Here is a 15,751-nt window from a genome sequence, read left to right as displayed (position 1 = left end):
GACCGGTCATGCCGACCGGTCCAGGCCGCGTGGCGTCGGCAGGACGTTCGGCAGATCGCGGAGCAGGGAGCCGGCAGACGGCATGGCGGTCATGGCGCGACCATATTGATCGATCATTCGCTCGTCAAGATCGGTCGAGCGATCGATTGAAATCGCGCATTTTGATCGGACGAGTAGGGTGACCGCCAGGGCGGAGCGCGACTGGGACAACGGGAGACGGTGTGCGGTACACGGTGGACGAACGCCATGAGCGGATCGTGGAGCTCGTGCGGGAGTACGGCAGCCTGCGCGTGGCCGACCTGGCCGACCACCTGGGAATCTCGGCGGTCACCGCGCGCCGGGACGTCGAGGCCCTGGCGTCCGAAGGCCGTCTGGACCGCGTCCGGGGGGCCGTCCACTGGCCGGGCACCCCCGCACCCCAGGGCCGCACGCGGCAGACCCTCCCCGAGGCCCGTCCCGCGGAACGGACGCCGGAGCCCCAGGACGTGGTCATCGGCATGGTCGTCCCGCAGTCCAGGCACTACTTCGGAGAGATCGTCCGAGGGGCCAGGGAAGCCGTCACGGCGGCCGGCGGCCGACTCGTGCTCGGTTACTCGGACTACCGGCTCGACCAGGACGCCGTGCAGGTCCGGCGCATGCTGGAGGCCGGCGTCCACGGGCTGTTGCTCACGCCCAGCTGGCCGAGCGGGACCGGGGGGTCCGAGAACGAGGACGACATCGCCGTGCCCGCGGTCCTTCTCGAGCGCCGGGGCGAGGTGGGGACCCGTGCCGCCGGGCTCGACCGGGTCTGCACCGACCACGCGGGCGGTGCCGGGCTGGCGGTGCGGCACCTCGTCGAGCTCGGGCACGAGAAGATCGCCCTGGTGGCCGGGGACAGCCCCACCACCGTGCAGCTCCGGGCCGGATACGAGGCCGCGCTCCAGGTCTTCGGGGTGACCGCCCCGCCGGTCGAGCCCATCGTGCTGGAGGCCGGGGACCGCGCCGCGGCCGGCATGGACGCCGCCGCGGAGCGGCTGTCCGTGCTGGTGGCGAAGGGTGAGGTCACGGCCGCGATCGTGCTGAGCGACACCGACGCGATTCTGCTCCTCCAGAGCCTGCGGGGCCTGAAGGAGCGGATCCGGGTCCCCGAGGACCTCGCCCTGGTCGCGTACGACGACGACGTGGCGGCGCTCTCCGACCTGCCGCTGACGGCGGTGGCGCCGCCGAAGTTCGAGGTGGGAGAGACCGCCGCCACGCTGCTGCTCCAGCGCGTGCGGGAACGCGCCGCCGGCGCGTCCCCGGGGGCCCGACGCCACCTCGATCTCCTGCCCGAGCTACGGGTCCGCGCCTCCTGCGGGGAGTCGGCGCCGGACGGCCTGAAGGAAAGCCGGTAGAAAGCTGTATCGATCATACTGATCGACAGATCGAAAGATCGATCTCGCACGTGAAGGGTCGCCGTCGTGAAGGAGTACACGGCCACGCGCGGCGCCAGGTCGGCCGAGACACTCGCGAAGGAGTACGCGGCTGCCGCCGGCTGATCGCCGCCACGGCCCGCCGCGCGCCGGTCAGTCCGTGTCCAGTCCCGCCCGGTAGGCCACACGGGCCGCCTGGACCCGGCTGTCCGCGCCCAGTTTGGCCAGGACGGCACTCACATAGCCCTTGACCGTCCCCTCCGTGGTGCCGAGTTCGGCCGCGATGTCGTGGTTCGTGAGTCCCCGGGAGAGCAACCGCAGCACGTCGAGCTCGCGCCCGGTGAGCGAGTCGAGCCCGCGCTGTTCCTCCGGAGCGAGCGCGGGCGAGCTGCGGGCGAGGCCGTCCACCAGGCGCCTGGCAACCGGTGGGCCGAGGGCGGCCCGGCCTGCGTGGACATCGCGGATCGCGCGCAGCAGCTCGTCCGGTGGGGTGTCCTTCAGCAGGAATCCGGAGGCCCCGGCACGCAGCGCCGACCTCACCTGCTCGTCGTCGTGGAAGGTGGTGAGCATCAGCACCTTCGGCGGCTTCGGCAACGCCAGCAGCCGGGGGAGGGCGGCCAGACCGTCGGCCCCGGGCATCCGGATGTCGAGGAGAACCACGTCCGGCCCGGTCTCCTCGGCCCGGACGAGGGTCTCCTCCCCGTCCGCCGCCTGGCCGCACACCTCGATGTCGCCGGTGGCGTCGATGATCCACAGCAGTCCGCGCCGGGTGATCTCGTTGTCGTCGGCGAGCAGGACCCGGATGCTCATGGTGCTCCTCGTGAGGGTGCTCCCCGGCGGGCAGGGAAGAAGGCCGAGAGCAGGAAGCCGCCGTCGTGCGGCCCCGCGGTCAGTGTCCCGCCGAGCAGGGCGACCCGCTCGGTCAGTCCGACGACTCCGTGCCCGCCGCTGGGCAGATCGGGCGACGTGGCCCGCGTGGGAGCCGTGTTGGCGACATCGAGGTGCACGCCGTCGACACGGCAGGCGAGGTCGACGCGCACGGCGGCCCCAGGAGCGTGCTTCGCGGCGTTGGTCAGCGACTCCCGCACGATCCGGTGCAAGGCGCGCTGCACGGGGAGCGGCAGGATCTCCGGATGACCGTCCACCCGCAGCTCCACCTGCTGGCCCCGCTCGCGGGCGTGCGCCACGAGGTCGGACAGCTCCTCCGTGTCCGGCCCGGACGGCACCGGGGCCCGTACTCCCGCGCTCGCTCCGGCTGCCACATGGGCGGGAGCGAGCACCCCGAGGATCTCGCGGAGTTCCTCCAGCGCCTGCCGGCCGTCGGTCCGGATCAGCTCCGCCGTACGGGCCGCCTCCGGCACTCCCGCGGCCGGGCCCGACTCCAGGGCACCCGCCGCCAGCACCATGTTGCTCACCCGATGGCCGACCACATCGTGCATCTCACGGGCGATCTCGGCCCGCTCCTCGGCCCGTGCCCGCTCGTCCAGAAGCCGGTTCGCGCGCTCCAGGACCGCCACCCGGGCCTGCACCGCGGTCGTCAGATCACGCCGTACACCGACCGCGTACCCCACGGCCAGCGGTCCGACGATCGCGGCCAGCGAGTACGCGGCCTCGCGGATCCCGGCGTTCGGCAGCCCCCCGTGCAGTCCGACGAGACCGGCGACGAACCCGGCCACGCCGTACGCGAAGAGCACTTTCAGCCGCCGGTCCAGGCTGCCGACGGTGTACATCGCGGCGGCCAGCGCGACCGGAGTGAAGGACACCACGTGCATGACCGTCACGAACACGGCCACCAGATGGGGCCAGCGCCTGCGCCACCACAGACTGAGCCCGACGGCCGCCGCGCAGGCCGCGATCGCCGGCGTGGGCAGACCGGTCAGCAGACCGCTGGACGGCTTCACCCACGAATCGGCGATGCCGAGCGCGACGACCACCGCGGTGACCAGGGCGTCGACGCGCCGATCAGGCCAGCGGGAGAGCGGCGTAGCGGCCATGTCGCCACGGTAGTCAGCGAGGATGCCCGGGGCACGGCGAGCGGTCGCGGCCCTCACCCGTACGGTCCGTCCCGTCGCCCGCGTCCGCGATCCGGGCGAGCATGGGCCCATGAGGCTCAGCTCATGATCACGGTCCTCGTCGCGGACGACGACCCGGCCGTACGCGACGGGCTGCGGGTGATCATCGACTCCGCGCCGGACCTGCGCGTGATCGCGGAGGCGTGGGACGGGCACACCGCGGTCGACCAGGCTCGTCGCCTGCTGCCCGACATCGTGGCGATGGACGTGCGGATGCCCGGCATGGACGGGATCGCCGCGACCCGGCGGCTGAGGGAGCTGCCGTCGCCGCCCGCCGTCCTGATCCTCACCACGTTCGGCCAGGACGACTACGTCGAGCAGGCCCTCGCGGCCGGAGCGGTCGGCTTCCTCGTCAAGGACACCCCACCGGCCGAGCTGCTCGGAGCCCTGCGCAGCGTCGCCGAGGGCCACGCGGCGTTCGGCCCTACGGTGACCGGCCACGTCATCGACCTCACCACACGCGACGGGGGCCGGCCGACCGCCGAGGAGGACCCCCGTGTCGCCTCGCTGACCGGCCGCCAGGTCGATGTGCTGCGGCTGCTCGGGCGGGGGTTGTCCAACGCGGACATCGGAGCCGAACTGGGCATGACCGAAGGCACGGTCAAGGCGCACGTCACTCAGCTCCTCGCCCGGCTCGGCGTGTCCAACCGGGTCGAGGCGGCCCGGATCGCGTACCGCTCGGGCCTGTCCGCCGACGACGCCTAGGGGGTGTCCGGCCCCGTCTCCCGCCTGTCGAAAGTCAGGGGCCGCACCCCACTTTCGAGAGGCGGGGCTCCGCCGTCCGCGGGTGACGATGGAACGGATGCCGTGCGGAGTGCGTCCCCCCGCCCGTCCGCACGGCATCGCCCGTACACGGCGGCAGGCATCGGTGGGGGAGAAGCCCGGTCGACATGTCCCTCACGGAAGTCCCGACTGCGCGCAGGACCTGGGTTCTGACGCAGGGCAGCCCGCTGAGCCACTGCATCACCGGCCTGATCGTTCCCGCGCTCGGCGGCACCGTGCTCGTCCAGCGAGACGCCCCCGCCTCGCTGCTCGACGGCCTCGTCGTGTCCGGCCTGGACGCCCGCACCCTCCTGCCGGTCCTCGACCTGGAACAGGGCATCGCGCACTGTGTACGGCCCGAGGACCTGGCCGCGGCGGCCGCGGAACGGACCGACGTGGCGGCGGCCCTCGTCGTCTCGCCCACACGGTACGGCGCGGTGGCCGACATCCGCGCACTGGCCGAGGCGGCGCACGCCTCGGGGGTTCCGCTGATCGTGGACGAGAGCCGGCGCTCCCCGGTCTTCGGGCGACACCCCGAGCTCCTCCCCGACGCCCTGGCGTACGGCGCCGACCTCTCGGTCTCCTCGGGCACCGCCACCGTGCTGCGGCTGGGCGACGGGCCCCACGCCGAACTGCTGCGGCCGCTCGTCGAGCGTGCCGTGGACCTGACCCGGCAGTCGGCCTGCGACGCCCTTCCCGCGCAGCCGCTCGCCCGCGACTGGCACCACGTCCTCGCGTCACTGGAGACGGCCGCCGCGCTCGGCGCGGGTGTCCGCAAGGAGAGCCGCTTCTCGCTCGTCGCCGACGAGTTCGGCGACGTCCACGGGATCGCCGGCGCCGACCCGCTGAGGGTGGCGATCAACACCCACGTCGGCGGAGTGACGGGCCGTGCGGCGCACCGTCTCCTCGGCCGGGCGGGTCTGGGCCGCGCCGTCGTGGGCGCGACCGAGACCGTGCTCACCCTGGCCCTGGGCGAGGAGGGCGAGCCGGACGCCCAGCGGCTTCTCGACGCGCTGCACGCCCTGCCGACGAGCGCCGCGGACCTGGCGGAACCGCTACGCCTCACCCTCCCCGAACCCGGCCCCGCCCGGCTCACCCTCCGGGCGGCCTTCTTCGGCCACCACCGCGTCGTGGACTGCGCCGAGGCGGTGGGCATGGTCTCCGCCGCCCGGGTCACCGCCTGCCCGCCCGGAATTCCGGTGCTCCTGCCCGGTGAGGTCGTCACGGCCGAGACCGTCGCCTACCTCCGGCTCCTGGCCCGGTCGAGGGAGAGCCGGATCCGAGGCGCCGCCGACGCGGGCGCCACGACGCTCCGGGTGGTGCAGGAGCCGACCGGTCTGTGGTGAGCGGCAATGAGCGGAAGGCCCGCTTCCGAACCGTCAAGGTTCCGTGGTCCCCCTCGGAGAGAAGTCGCCGGGAATTCCCGTGATCCACATCACGCGCCGAAGCGTGCTGCGGCGTGCCGGAATTCCGGGGCGCCCGCATGACACGCATAGACCGTCACCGAACTCACGGGTAGGGCAGCACGCAGTACCGCCTCACCGTTCGCATCACGGTCAGGACACATTTCGCCGAATTCCCGCCGCCGATACGGAGTGTTAGCGTCCATCGCCGCGAAGCCGCACCATGAACGGAGGCAATGTGGCGCACCTGCACCATTTCGGCGCGGGATGGATTTCCCCGGTCCTCGCCTATGCGATGGCCTGCGTCGGATCCGCCCTCGGACTGCGCTGTACCGTCCGGGCGTTGGCCACCGAAGGCCGCTCGCGGCGCAATTGGCTGCTGACGGCATCCGCCGCCATCGGCTCGGGAATCTGGACGATGCATTTCATCGCGATGCTCGGCTTCGGCGTCGCCGGATCCGCCATCCGTTACGACGTGCCGCTCACCGTCCTCAGTCTTCTGGTGGCCATGGCCGTCGTGGGCGCGGGGGTATTCACCGTCGGCTATGGCCGCTCCCGTTCGCGCTCCCTGCTGCTCGGCGGACTCGGAACCGGGATCGGCGTCGCGGCCATGCACTATCTCGGCATGGCGGCGCTCCGCCTGAACGGCAGCGTCGCATACGACCTGCCCATGGTGGTCCTTTCCCTCGTCATCGCCGTCGTGGCGGCGACCGCCGCGCTCTGGGCGGCACTCGCGGTCCGGGGCGCCGCCGGTGCGGTGATCGCCTCGCTGGTCATGGGCGCCGCCGTCAGCAGCATGCACTACACCGGCATGGCCGCCGTACGGATCACGATCGGCCGGACCCGCGTGGTGCTCGACGGAGTCACGGCGATGGACTTCGTCTTTCCGCTCGCCGTCGTGCTCGGATCGTTCCTCTTCCTGGCCTCCGCCTTCGTCGCCCTGTCGCCGACGGCACGGCAGGCCGCCGTGACCGCAACTCCCCGCCCCTGACTGTTTCGAGGAACCGATGAGCGCACCTCTGGTCCCCCGCTCGATCCGGGCGAAGACCGTCTGCCTCCTGATGGTCCCCGCCGTGTCCCTGATGGCACTGTGGGCGTTCGCGACCGTCACCACCGCACGCAACGTCTCGGAGCTGAACAGCTTCAAAGAGGCCAACACCACGCTGTTGAGGCCTGTGGACGCCGTCGTCGCCGCAGTGCAGGCGGAACGCGCCGGAGCTCTGCGCCAGTTCGCCGGCGCGAGCGGGGACCGGGCGGAGTCGCAGGGCGGCCGCGAGCGGGACACCGACACCGCCGCCACCGCACTGCGCCGGGGTGCCGAGGAGAGCACCCTGGACGTCCAGCACATCGGCGGCGAATTCGCCGGGCGCATCGACCGGCTCGTGGCGGACCTCGACGGCCTCGGCGCGCTGCGCGAGCAGGCGCGACGCGCCGACGGCGAGTGGAGGGACGTCTACGACGCGTACGGCTCCGTGATCGACCACGCCCTCGCGCTCCAGGGCTCGCTGGCCGCCCTGCACGATCCCGAGCACGCCTCCGCCGCGCGGGTCGTCCACGAGCTCGCCTGGGCCCGGGAGATGCTCGCCCGCGAGGACGCCCTCATGGGTGCGGCGCAGACGTCGGGCCGTCTGGATCCCGCGCAGTACCGCGAGTTCGTCGGCTCGGCCCACACCCAGCGGCGGCTGCTCTCCACGGCCGTGGACGACCTGCGGCCGGTGGACGCCGCCGCGTACCGGACGGTCCTGGCCGGTGCCGAGATGCGCTCCCTGCGGATCGTCGAGGACAAGCTCCTGTCGGCCGGCAGCGCCACCGCCGCCAGGACCGTGACCGAGACCGCCCACTGGCAGGAGCCGGCCCAGGCCGTCCTCCTCCAACTGGGCACGGCGCAGACGGAGGCGAGCACGGCCGCCGCCGAGAGCGCCGACCCCCTCTCGTTCGCCGTGCTCGGCGGCTCCGGCATCGCCGTCGCCCTCGGACTCGTCGGCGTCCTGCTCTCGCTCCTCATCTCGGTGCGGATCGGCCGGGGACTCGTGGACGAACTCACGGATCTGCGCGACTCCGCCCTCACCCTCGCCGACCGCGAACTCCCCGAAACCATCCGGCGGTTGCACGCGGGCGACACCGTCGACCTCGACGCCGTCGCCCCGTTGCGCGACCACCGCGACGACGAGATCGGCCAGGTCGGCGCGGCGCTCGCCGCCGTCCACCGGGCCGCGGTCGAGTCGGCGGCGGAACGGGCCCAGGTGCTCCACGGGATCTCCGGTGTCTACGTGAATCTGGCCCGCCGCAGCCAGGCGCTGCTCCACCGTCAGCTCACGCTCCTCGACACCATGGAACGCCGCAACGAGGACCCGGTGGAACTGGAGGACCTCTTCCGGCTGGACCACCTCACCACCCGGATGCGGCGGCACGCCGAGAGCCTGATCATCCTCTCCGGCGCCACGCCGGGCCGAGGCTGGCGCCGGCCCGTCGGCCTGATGGACGTGGTGAGGGCCGCCGTGGCCGAGGTCGAGGACTTCGGCCGGGTGGAGGTCCACGGCATCCCCGGCGTACGGCTGCACGGAGCGGCGGTCGCCGACCTCACCCATCTCCTCGCCGAACTCGTCGAGAACGCCACCTCCTTCTCGCCTCCCCAGACCAAGGTCGAGGTACGGGGCCAGCGGGTGGGATCCGGGGTCGTCCTGGAGATCGAGGACCGGGGCCTCGGCATGAGCGCCGAGGGCTTCGCCGAGGCGAACAGCCGGATCGAGGACACGGGCCGTATCGATCTGCTCGACAGCGGACAGCTCGGCCTCTTCGTGGTGAACCGCCTCGCCCACCGGCTGGACGTGCGCGTGGGGCTGCGGCCTTCCGTGTACGGAGGTGTCGTCGCCGTGGTCCTGCTGCCGACGGCCCTCCTCAGTGAGGACGCGCGGGAGGAGGGCCAGGACAAGCCCGGCACCGCCACCGGCAACGGACTTCCGCGCAGGCGCCCGCCGGGGCGGCACGCCGCCCGCCCGCGGGTCGTCCGCGACGCCCTGCCGACGGCCGAGAGGGCGGCGCCCCCGGCGCCCCCGGCGCCCTCGCACCGCGAGGCGCCTCCGTACCCGGCAGCACCTCCGGAGCAGGCAGCGCCTGCGGAGCCCGTGGCCCCTGCGGAGCACATGACACCCCCGCACCCCGTGGCACCCCCACCCCCCGTAGCACCTCCGGCGTACGCGGCGCCCGTGGCGAACGGCGCACCCGGCGTACCCGCGGCGCCCGGCGACAAGGCCCCCCTGCCGCGCCGCGCACGCCGCCGTGACCTGGAAGGAGACGACGTCGGCGAGTCGTACGAGCCGCCGACGGAGCACGGTCCGCGCCGCTCCCCGGAGCAGGCGCGCGCCACCATGGCGTCGTTCCGCGCCGGCTGGGCGCGCGGCACCGTGGACCGCCCGACACGGCCGGGGCCGGCGGGCGAGGAGAAGCCAGAACGTGAAGGAGAGAGCCGATGAACGGCAACGGCAACCTGTACCGGTCAGGCGACCTCGGCTGGCTGTTGGAGGAACTGGTCACCCACGTACCGGAGATCAGACACGTGATCGTGCTCTCCGGCGACGGACTGCCGGTCGGCACGTCGGCCCGGCTGGGCCGGGACGAGGCCGAGCGGTTCGCCGCGATCGCTTCCGGGTTCCACAGTCTCGCCAAGGGAACCGGACGCCACTTCGGGGCCGGCGGAGTCATCCAGACCCTGGTCGAGCTGGAGGACGGATTCCTGTTCGTCGTCGCCGCCGGCGAGGGCTCCTGTCTCGCCGTGTTCAGCGAGGCGAGCGCCGATGTGGGCCTCGTGGCCTACGAGATGGCCCGGCTGGTCAAGCGGGTCGGTGCGCACCTCGGCACCCCGGCACGCGAGGAAGCGGCCGCCGTGTCCCGTGTCGATGAGTGACGACGGCCGACGCTGGTACGACGACGAGGCCGGACCGCTGGTGCGCCTCTACGCGATGACCTCGGGACGTGCGCGGCCCGCCGGCGGGGAACCCTTCGACCTGATGACCCTCGTCCACGGCTGTCACCCGCCGGAACGGGGTCCGCTGCTCTCGCCGGAGGAGGCGCAGCTCCACCGACTGTGCGTGTCCAGGCCGCAACCCGTGGCCGACATGGCCTCCGACGCGGGGCTGCCGCTCGCCGTCGTACGGGTGCTGCTCGGGAACCTGCTCCAGGCCGGGCTCATCCGCGTCACTCCGCCCGTTCCGCCCGCCCGACTTCCCGACCCGCGCATCCTCAAGAGAGTGATCGATGGACTCCGAGACCTCTGACGTCCCCTTCCTCGCCCTGAAGATCCTTGTGGCCGGCGGATTCGGGGTCGGCAAGACCACCCTGATCGGATCGGTCAGCGAGATCCGGCCCCTGAACACCGAGGAGATACTGACCGAGGCCGGCCGCCCCACGGACAGCCTCGACGGCGTAGCGGAGAAGCGCACGACCACCGTGGCCCTGGACTTCGGGCGCATCACGCTCTCCGACGACCTCGCGCTCTACCTCTTCGGCACGCCCGGACAGAACCGCTTCTGGTTCCTGTGGGACGAGCTGGCGCGAGGTGCGCTGGGCGCGGTGGTCCTCGCGGACACCCGGCGACTGGTGGACTCCTTCCCCGCGATCGACTACTTCGAGCGCCGCCGCCTGCCGTTCGTCGTCGCGGTCAACTGCTTCGACGGCGCCCGGGACTACAGCGCGCGGGAGGTCGCGGACGCCCTCGACCTGGACCCGGGAACACCGGTGGTGCTGTGCGACGCGCGGGAGCGGGAGTCGGGCAAGGAAGTCCTCATCTCCCTGGTCGAGCTGGCGGGCCGCCAGGGATGAGGGTGAGACAGGGACACTCCTGCGAGGTGCGTCTCGACGAGCCGCCACGAGTGCTCAGCCTCGGTGTCGGAGTCCACGGCACGACGAGTCCGGTCGACGTGTTCCGGCTGCCGGACCTGTGGCAGCTGCACCTCTACCGGTACACCGCCGAGCTCGTCGTCGACGGCGTGCTCCATGTCATCCGCCCGGGGTACGTGTCCCTCGTCCCACCGGGCACGGAGGTGCGTTTCCGCTACCGCGGACGGTCCGAGCACCTGTACGCCCACCTGAGCCTCTCCGGTACGGGGAAGGCCGTCACCCTGCCCGTCGTCCAGGACGCCGGTGCGCGGACACCGGCCCTCTCGGAACTGCTGCTGCGGGCCATCGCGGTGGCTCCGCGTGCTCCCCGCAGGGCGGACGCCGAAGTCTGGACGGCGTTGTGGGAGCTGGCCGAACTGGCGGAGCCGGCGGGGCGCGAGAGCGGTCCGCACGCCTCGCTCGCCGCCGCCGTCGCGTACATCGAGTCGCATCTGGCGGAGCGGCTCCTCGTTCCCGAGGTGGCGCGGGCGGCGGGTGTGTCGCACAACCATCTGCTGCGGCTCTTCCGCGCCGAGACCGGCACCACCGTCGTGGCGTACATCCGGCAGCGGCGCATGGAGCGGGCACGGCATCTGCTCCGCGAGTCGACCCTGTCGATCCCGGCGGTGGCGGCGGCGGTCGGAATCGACGACCTGCAGGCGTTCAACAAGGCGTGCCGGCGCGAACTGGGCGTCTCTCCGCGAGCGGTTCGCGCCGGCGGCTGAGCGGGGCGCGGCAGCCGCCCCGCCGGGCGGCCTCAGGTCCGGCCGGTACCCCGGTAGAGGTCGAGTTCGCCGTCGAGTTCGACGGCCAGCACGGTCGCGGACCCGTCGACGTCGGCCGCCTCCGGAGCGTCGATCCACAGCACTCCCGGCACCTCGTGGAGTCCACCGGTCACCCGATGGGCCAGCTCGGCGCCGGTACCGAGGACGGTCACGCGCTCCACCTTGTTGCGCAGGCCGCGCAGCGAGACCGATTCACGGGGGGCGTCGAAGCAGACCAGAAAGAGCGTGCGCCGGTCGGCGGAGAGCGTGCTGGGGCCGTAGTGGTGTCCGGCCGGCAGCCCGGCCACCGTCCCGTACACCGCCCGTTCGTGCCGGGCGATCCAGGCCCCGAGACCTTCCAGCCGCTCGACCTGCTCCGCCGGGATCGTGCCGTCCTCCCTGGGGCCCACGGCAAGGAGCAGATTGCCGCCCATGCCGATGGTCTCCGTGAAGTAGCGCACCAGCTGGCGGACCGACTTCTGGTTGTGGTCCCGGTGCTGGTAGCCCCAGGAGTCGTTCATGGTCAGGCAGAGCTCCCACGGCCCGTCCGGCGGCAGGAGCGGCACACCCTGCTCGGGCGTGGAGTAGTCGCCGTGGCTGAGCATGCGCGCGTTGAGGACCGTCCCGGGGTTCCCGGCGAGGATCTGCTCGGCCAGCGCGCCCATGCCCCACTGTTCCTCGCTGCGTTCCCACTCGCCGTCGAACCACAGCAGATCGGGGCGGAAGCGGGAGACCAGCTCACCGACCTGGGCGTCCCGGTACGCGACGTAACGTCTCCAGGCCTCCGGGTCCTCGACCCCGTCCTTCGGAGCGACGAGCGGGTGGGTGGCCACGTCCTCGTTCGGCGGCTCGGGGTGCACCACGCTCGCGTAGTCGGGGTGGTTCCAGTCCGAATGCGAGTAGTACAGGCCGACCTTGAGGCCCCTCTCGCGCAGCGCCTGGGCGTACCCGGCCACGAGGTCGCGGCCGGCCGGCGTGTGCCGTACGACGTTCAGATCGCCGTGGTCGGTGTCCCACAGGGCCACGCCGTCGTGGTGGCGCGCGGTCAGCACGGCGTACCGGGCGCCCGCGCGGGTGAAGAGCTCCGCCCAGGCCTTCGGGTCGTACGCGGAGGCGGTGAAGCCGTCCAGCTGCCGCATGTACTCCTCGTGCGGAACCTGCCCGCTGTAGAACGACCAGGACTCGGGCACCCCGTCGACCGCGTAGATGCCGTAGTGGAGGAAGATGCCCAACTTGGCATCGGGGAACCAGGGTTGCATGGGCATGGGATCAGTCCTCGGTGAAAGCGGCGGCGGGCGGGGCGGGGATTCCCCGCACCGTCCACGCTAGGTCGGCCCGGCGGTCCCGCGCGTGGGCGGCACTCACCCTCACTGGTCCGTTTTCACCAAGCCGTCGGGACTCTCACGCGTCCGGACGGGTCCGCATCCACTCCTCGACCTCGCCGACGTGCGCGGCGGCGGAGGCCCGGGCCGCCTCGGGGTCCCGGGCGACCAAGGCGCGATGGATGGCGGCATGCTCGCGGCGGGTGCGTTCGAACGCGCCTTCCTGCGCATGGCCGCGCCGGACGCGCGCACGGAAGGTACGGGACGACAGCCCCTCGAGGATGGCGGCCATGGTCCCGTTGCCGGAGGCCGCGTTGATCGCGCGGTGGAACGCCAGGTCGTGGGCGAGGATCTCCTCCGGATCGTCGGTCCCGTCCATCGCCCGCAGATGGCCGGTCACGACCGCCAGCTGATCCTCGTCGATCCGGGCGGCGGCCAGGGCGGTTGCCGCGGACTCCAGGACGCGGCGGACCTCCAGGAGTTCGACGAGCTGCTCACCGCGCGAGAGGTCGGCGACGACACCGAAGGTCTCAAGGAGATCGCCGGCCCCCAGTCGGGTCACGTAGATCCCGGAGCCGTGCCGGGCCTCCAGTACGCCCATGACTGTGAGCGCGCGGACCGCCTCCCGCATCGAGCTGCGGGAGAGACCCAACTGGGCGGCGAGGTCCCGCTCCGTGGGCAGCCGCTCCCCGGGCTGCAGCTCGCCCTGCGCGATCATCGCCTTGACCTGTTCGATCGCGCGCCGGGTCACGGTCGCCCTGGGCGGGGTGCGCTCCTCCACCGAATCTCTCCCTTGTCCGATTCGGGCAGTCTAGTCAGCGAAGTGGTCGGACCACTTCGACGTCAGATCGCGGAATTTCCCCACGGTAGGGTGTCGCGGGCGTCAAGTGGTCTGATAAGTGTAGGTCGGCCGAGGGCGTTCCGCGTGAGCCCCGGCCAGGGATCCGGCCCCGCCCGGCCGTCGCCGCCGTGGTGCGCACTGCCACGGCCGTGATCACGGATCCCTCGTGAGGGTGGGGCCGTTCCTCCGAGCCGGCCCCAGCTCCCCGTGCCTGAGAGGCCCCACATGACCGCAGCATCCGCCGCCCGCGTCACCGCGGTCGACACGTACGACATCCGCTTCCCCACCTCGCGGGAACAGGACGGCTCCGACGCCATGAACCCCGACCCCGACTACTCCGCCGCCTACGTCGTCCTGCGCACCGACGCGGGCGACGGCCTCGAAGGCCACGGCTTCACCTTCACCATCGGCCGCGGCAACGACGTCCAGGTCGCCGCCCTCGACGCGCTGCGCCCGCGCCTCGTCGGACGCCCGGTCGCAGAGCTCTGCGCCGACCCCGGACCACTGAGCCGCGACCTGATCGGGGACAGCCAACTGCGGTGGCTCGGCCCGGAGAAGGGTGTGATGCACATGGCCGTCGGCGCCGTCCTCAACGCCGTCTGGGACCTCGCCGCCAAGCGCGCCGAGAAGCCGCTGTGGCAGTTCCTCGCGGACGCCGATCCCGAATGGCTCGTCTCCCAGATCGACTTCCGGTACATCGTCGACGCCCTCACCCCCGACGACGCGCTCGGACTCCTCCGCCGCGGCAGGATCGGCGCCCCTGAACGTACGGCCGCGCTCCGCGAACACGGCTACCCCGCCTACACCACCTCGCCCGGCTGGCTCGGCCACTCGGACGAGAAGCTCACCCGGCTCGCGCAGGACGCCGTCGCCGCCGGATTCACGCAGATCAAACTGAAGGTCGGCGCCGACCTCGCGGACGACGTCCGACGGATGCGCACGGCGCGCGCCGCCGTCGGCCCGTCCACCCGCATCGCCATCGACGCCAACCAGCGCTGGAACGTCGACGAGGCCGTCGAATGGACCAAGGCGCTGGCCGAGTTCGACCCGTACTGGATCGAGGAGCCCACCAGCCCGGACGACATCCTCGGCCACGCCGCCGTGCGCGGGGCGGTCGCTCCCATCAAGGTCGCCACCGGCGAGCACGTACCGAACAGGATCGGTTCCAAGCAACTGCTGCAGGCCGGCGCCATCGACATCCTGCAGATCGACGCCGCACGCGTCGGCGGGGTCAACGAGAACCTGGCCATCCTGCTGCTCGCCGCCCACCACGACGTGCCCGTGTGCCCGCACGCCGGCGGCGTCGGCCTGTGCGAACTGGTCCAGCACCTGTCGATGTTCGACTACGTCGCCCTGTCGGGCACCACCGAGAACCGGGTCGTCGAGTACGTCGACCACCTCCACGAACACTTCGTCACTCCGGCGGAGATCCGCGACGGCCGCTACCGCGCCCCGCTCGCGCCCGGCTTCTCCGCCGACATGCACCCGGAGTCGATCGAGGAGTACGCCTACCCCGACGGCCCTTTCTGGACCGCCGACCGCGCTACGAAGGAAGGGACCCGGGCATGAGCGACCTCATCGGCCTGCGAGCAGTAGTGACCGGCGGCGCCTCCGGCATCGGCCTGGCCACCGCCGAACTGCTCGCCGCGCGCGGCGCCGCCGTCGCCGTGCTCGATCTCGCGCCCGATGGCCTTCCCGCCGCCCTTCTCGGCCACAGGGCAGACGTCACCGACGACGTCTCCGTACGGTCCGCCGTCACCGCCGCGGCAGCCGGACTCGGCGGCATCGACATTCTGGTGAACAACGCAGGCATCGGCGCGGTCGGAACCGTCGAGGACAACGACGACGCGCAGTGGCACCGAGTCCTCGACGTCAACCTGCTCGGCATCGTCCGCACCGTCCGCGCCGCCCTCCCGTGTCTGCGCGCGTCCCGGGCGGCCGCCGTCGTCAACACCTGTTCGATCGCCGCAACCGCCGGGCTGCCCCAGCGGGCCCTCTACAGCGCCAGCAAGGGCGCGGTGCTCTCGCTGACCCTCGCCATGGCCGCCGACCACGTCAGTGAGGGGATCCGTGTCAACTGCGTGAACCCCGGTACGGTCGACACCCCCTGGGTCGGGAGGCTCCTGGACGCCGCGGACGACCCGACAGCGGAGCGGGCGGCGCTCGACGCGCGCCAGCCCACCGGTCGTCTGGTCAGCGCCGCCGAAGTCGCCGCCGCCATCGTGTACCTGGCGAGCCCGGCCGCCGGGTCCGTCACCGGCACGGCGCTCGCCGTCGACGGCGGCATGCAGGGACTCCGCCTGCGCCCGGCAGAGAAATGA

The 15,751-nt window shown here is 72.5% G+C and carries 15 protein-coding genes; 11 read left to right on the top strand and 4 right to left on the bottom strand.

The features are described from left to right. Nucleotides 1-233: 233 nt before the first annotated feature. A complete protein-coding gene (locus ACFY8U_RS02845) occupies nucleotides 234-1,373 on the top strand; it encodes a substrate-binding domain-containing protein (RefSeq protein ID WP_389564756.1) in 1,140 nt (379 codons plus the stop codon). 171 nt (nucleotides 1,374-1,544) lie between these two features. On the opposite strand, the gene ACFY8U_RS02840 is transcribed toward ACFY8U_RS02845, so the two are convergent. Both ACFY8U_RS02840 and ACFY8U_RS02835 read right to left on the bottom strand, forming a co-directional pair. Continuing rightward, on the bottom strand, nucleotides 1,545-2,201 hold the full coding sequence (locus tag ACFY8U_RS02840; RefSeq protein WP_389564753.1) for a response regulator: 657 nt from the start codon (nucleotides 2,199-2,201) through the stop codon (nucleotides 1,545-1,547). Then, nucleotides 2,198-3,385: a sensor histidine kinase gene (locus tag ACFY8U_RS02835; protein ID WP_389564750.1), complete on the bottom strand. Its 1,188-nt coding sequence runs from the start codon at nucleotides 3,383-3,385 to the stop codon at nucleotides 2,198-2,200. The genes ACFY8U_RS02840 and ACFY8U_RS02835 overlap by 4 nt, the downstream gene beginning before the upstream one ends. A gap of 123 nt (nucleotides 3,386-3,508) precedes the next feature. Here ACFY8U_RS02835 and ACFY8U_RS02830 point away from each other — a divergent pair, with 123 nt between their 5' ends. From ACFY8U_RS02830 to ACFY8U_RS02795, 8 genes are all read left to right on the top strand, one after another. After that, nucleotides 3,509-4,168 (top strand): response regulator, encoded by a 660-nt coding sequence (locus ACFY8U_RS02830; protein ID WP_389564747.1) that lies wholly within the window; start codon nucleotides 3,509-3,511, stop codon nucleotides 4,166-4,168. A gap of 185 nt (nucleotides 4,169-4,353) precedes the next feature. Further along, entirely contained in the window at nucleotides 4,354-5,571 is a 1,218-nt protein-coding gene (locus ACFY8U_RS02825; protein ID WP_389564744.1) for an amino acid decarboxylase, read from the top strand. 295 nt (nucleotides 5,572-5,866) lie between these two features. After that, on the top strand, nucleotides 5,867-6,619 hold the full coding sequence (locus tag ACFY8U_RS02820; RefSeq protein WP_389566124.1) for an MHYT domain-containing protein: 753 nt from the start codon (nucleotides 5,867-5,869) through the stop codon (nucleotides 6,617-6,619). Nucleotides 6,620-6,635: 16 nt separating this feature from the next. After that, nucleotides 6,636-9,101 carry a nitrate- and nitrite sensing domain-containing protein gene (locus tag ACFY8U_RS02815; RefSeq protein WP_389564741.1) on the top strand — a complete coding sequence of 822 codons (2,466 nt, stop codon included), beginning with the start codon at nucleotides 6,636-6,638 and terminating at the stop codon, nucleotides 9,099-9,101. Further along, nucleotides 9,098-9,532, top strand: coding sequence for a roadblock/LC7 domain-containing protein (locus ACFY8U_RS02810; protein WP_389564738.1), 435 nt, complete (start codon nucleotides 9,098-9,100; stop codon nucleotides 9,530-9,532). The genes ACFY8U_RS02815 and ACFY8U_RS02810 overlap by 4 nt, the downstream gene beginning before the upstream one ends. After that, nucleotides 9,525-9,902: a DUF742 domain-containing protein gene (locus ACFY8U_RS02805; RefSeq protein WP_389564735.1), complete on the top strand. Its 378-nt coding sequence runs from the start codon at nucleotides 9,525-9,527 to the stop codon at nucleotides 9,900-9,902. Before ACFY8U_RS02810 ends, ACFY8U_RS02805 begins: the two co-directional genes overlap by 8 nt. Further along, nucleotides 9,883-10,446 (top strand): ATP/GTP-binding protein, encoded by a 564-nt coding sequence (locus ACFY8U_RS02800; RefSeq protein WP_389564733.1) that lies wholly within the window; start codon nucleotides 9,883-9,885, stop codon nucleotides 10,444-10,446. The genes ACFY8U_RS02805 and ACFY8U_RS02800 overlap by 20 nt, the downstream gene beginning before the upstream one ends. Further along, the gene (locus ACFY8U_RS02795; RefSeq protein WP_389564730.1) at nucleotides 10,443-11,228 is read left to right on the top strand and encodes a helix-turn-helix domain-containing protein; all 786 of its coding nucleotides are present in this window, start codon (nucleotides 10,443-10,445) and stop codon (nucleotides 11,226-11,228) included. The genes ACFY8U_RS02800 and ACFY8U_RS02795 overlap by 4 nt, the downstream gene beginning before the upstream one ends. 32 nt (nucleotides 11,229-11,260) lie before the next feature. Here ACFY8U_RS02795 and ACFY8U_RS02790 read toward each other — a convergent pair whose 3' ends face one another. After that, nucleotides 11,261-12,532: an alpha-L-fucosidase gene (locus tag ACFY8U_RS02790; protein ID WP_389564728.1), complete on the bottom strand. Its 1,272-nt coding sequence runs from the start codon at nucleotides 12,530-12,532 to the stop codon at nucleotides 11,261-11,263. A 136-nt stretch (nucleotides 12,533-12,668) separates the two neighbouring features. Continuing rightward, the gene (locus ACFY8U_RS02785; protein ID WP_389564725.1) at nucleotides 12,669-13,370 is read right to left on the bottom strand and encodes a FadR/GntR family transcriptional regulator; all 702 of its coding nucleotides are present in this window, start codon (nucleotides 13,368-13,370) and stop codon (nucleotides 12,669-12,671) included. Nucleotides 13,371-13,655: 285 nt separating this feature from the next. Here ACFY8U_RS02785 and ACFY8U_RS02780 point away from each other — a divergent pair, with 285 nt between their 5' ends. Next, the gene (locus tag ACFY8U_RS02780) at nucleotides 13,656-14,999 is read left to right on the top strand and encodes an enolase C-terminal domain-like protein (protein WP_389564722.1); all 1,344 of its coding nucleotides are present in this window, start codon (nucleotides 13,656-13,658) and stop codon (nucleotides 14,997-14,999) included. Beyond that, the gene (locus tag ACFY8U_RS02775) at nucleotides 14,996-15,751 is read left to right on the top strand and encodes an SDR family NAD(P)-dependent oxidoreductase (RefSeq protein ID WP_389564719.1); all 756 of its coding nucleotides are present in this window, start codon (nucleotides 14,996-14,998) and stop codon (nucleotides 15,749-15,751) included. The genes ACFY8U_RS02780 and ACFY8U_RS02775 overlap by 4 nt, the downstream gene beginning before the upstream one ends.

This window comes from Streptomyces sp. NPDC012508, assembly GCF_042902595.1.
Classification (GTDB): domain Bacteria; phylum Actinomycetota; class Actinomycetes; order Streptomycetales; family Streptomycetaceae; genus Streptomyces.
Note: the sequence above shows the minus strand (reverse complement) of the source record. Positions and strands in the feature narration are given on the sequence as shown.

What these genes read in the sequence shown, in the direction of transcription:
- ACFY8U_RS02840 (WP_389564753.1), bottom strand. Translation starts at nt 2,201, where the DNA reads ATGAGCATCCGGGTCCTGCTCGCCGACGACAACGAGATCACCCGGCGC.
- ACFY8U_RS02835 (WP_389564750.1), bottom strand. Translation starts at nt 3,385, where the DNA reads ATGGCCGCTACGCCGCTCTCCCGCTGGCCTGATCGGCGCGTCGACGCC.
- ACFY8U_RS02830 (WP_389564747.1), top strand. Translation starts at nt 3,509, where the DNA reads ATGATCACGGTCCTCGTCGCGGACGACGACCCGGCCGTACGCGACGGG.
- ACFY8U_RS02825 (WP_389564744.1), top strand. Translation starts at nt 4,354, where the DNA reads ATGTCCCTCACGGAAGTCCCGACTGCGCGCAGGACCTGGGTTCTGACG.
- ACFY8U_RS02815 (WP_389564741.1), top strand. Translation starts at nt 6,636, where the DNA reads ATGAGCGCACCTCTGGTCCCCCGCTCGATCCGGGCGAAGACCGTCTGC.
- ACFY8U_RS02810 (WP_389564738.1), top strand. Translation starts at nt 9,098, where the DNA reads ATGAACGGCAACGGCAACCTGTACCGGTCAGGCGACCTCGGCTGGCTG.
- ACFY8U_RS02805 (WP_389564735.1), top strand. Translation starts at nt 9,525, where the DNA reads ATGAGTGACGACGGCCGACGCTGGTACGACGACGAGGCCGGACCGCTG.
- ACFY8U_RS02800 (WP_389564733.1), top strand. Translation starts at nt 9,883, where the DNA reads ATGGACTCCGAGACCTCTGACGTCCCCTTCCTCGCCCTGAAGATCCTT.
- ACFY8U_RS02795 (WP_389564730.1), top strand. Translation starts at nt 10,443, where the DNA reads ATGAGGGTGAGACAGGGACACTCCTGCGAGGTGCGTCTCGACGAGCCG.
- ACFY8U_RS02790 (WP_389564728.1), bottom strand. Translation starts at nt 12,532, where the DNA reads ATGCCCATGCAACCCTGGTTCCCCGATGCCAAGTTGGGCATCTTCCTC.
- ACFY8U_RS02780 (WP_389564722.1), top strand. Translation starts at nt 13,656, where the DNA reads ATGACCGCAGCATCCGCCGCCCGCGTCACCGCGGTCGACACGTACGAC.
- ACFY8U_RS02775 (WP_389564719.1), top strand. Translation starts at nt 14,996, where the DNA reads ATGAGCGACCTCATCGGCCTGCGAGCAGTAGTGACCGGCGGCGCCTCC.